1 protein-coding gene is annotated in these 1,304 nt (G+C 47.3%); it reads left to right on the top strand.

Going from position 1 to position 1,304, the window contains the following annotated elements:
* Positions 1-1,302: ankyrin repeat domain-containing protein (locus KDK16_RS04305; protein ID WP_257274829.1), on the top strand; the 1,302-nt coding region annotated here is incomplete at its 5' end.
* Between the last annotated feature and the right edge of the window lie 2 nt (positions 1,303-1,304).

Genomic DNA, 1,304 nt, shown 5'->3' with positions numbered 1-1,304 from the left:
ATCACAGAAAAATCCATAGTCACTGTCGCCAGTGGTGAAAACCAGTTACACGAAATCGCAAGAAACAGCTCACCTGAAGATATTGCAGCAATCTTCGAACGCAATGCTGAAACCATTACGCCAGCCATGCTGTCAAAAGCCAATATTGCTGGTTTTACGCCTTTTCATATATTGGTTGATCGAGGTATCAGCGTCGGTACTATTTTTTCCTGGCTTTTACATGGTTTATCAGATGCTGTGGCCAATGAGCTGCTTGATAAACATCTCTTTGGCGAACTTGGCTGGAGGCACTTATACGATTATGCTCGTGTTTCTTCTTATCTTGAAAAAGACCTCAAACTCAGACAGGTTCTGGGGCTGCTTAAGCCGATATTCAGTCAAAAAACCACATCATCAGAAATTGCTTCATTGCCACCAACTCAGGAGTTTTCAGACGCAGTGGCTCATGACGCAGTGGCTCATATGGAGTGTCCAATTTGTATGGAGGCAATGGCTGAAAATGTTGCGGCCACTCTCTGTTGCGGTCAACTCTTCCATAAAGATTGTATTGCCCGTTGGGTAGCAGGCAAAAAACAGTGTTCTCACTGCCGCAAGAGTATTTCAGCGAATCAATTAACAACCATTCGACTGCCTAATATTGTTGTGACGGAAGTGTTTGATAGTCGGCCTAAAGTGAAGCCAGAAGTAAAAAGCTCGTCGCCTGATAGAGCAAAATCACCCCGCTTTGCTACCAGTCAAGGCCACACAGAGACCGTCAATGCCAGGGTATTGTCTGACAGTGACCGATCCCAGCGCCTTCGGGATTTTTACTATGCTGTCCAAACTGGCAAAACAAGGTTGATCAGGGAATTGCTGGACTTTGACCTCGCACTGGCCAAAGAGAAGGATAACGATGGTTGGACGGCTCTCCACAAAGCTGCTCTTAATGGCCAAACAGAGGCCATCCAGATATTGCTGGACTTTGACCGTTCACTGGCCAAAGAAAAGGATAACGATGGTTGGACGGCTCTCCACGAGGCTGCTCGTAATGGCCAAACAGAGGCCATCAAGACATTGCTGAACTTTGACCGCTCACTGGCCAATGAGAAGGCTAACAATGGCAATACGGCTCTCCACGAGGCTGCTCGTAATGGTCAAACAGAGGCCATCCAGACATTGCTGAACTTTGACCGCTTACTGGCCAAAGAGAAGGATAACGATGGCGAGACGGCTCTTGACTTGGCTATCAAGCTTGGCCACAGAAAGTGCCAGAAACTTCTTGAAGACTATGAAGCCCAACCATCGGGCAGCCTTCAACAGTGAGC

The sequence above is a fragment of the Endozoicomonas sp. SESOKO4 genome (assembly GCF_024606275.1).
Note: the sequence above shows the minus strand (reverse complement) of the source record. Positions and strands in the feature narration are given on the sequence as shown.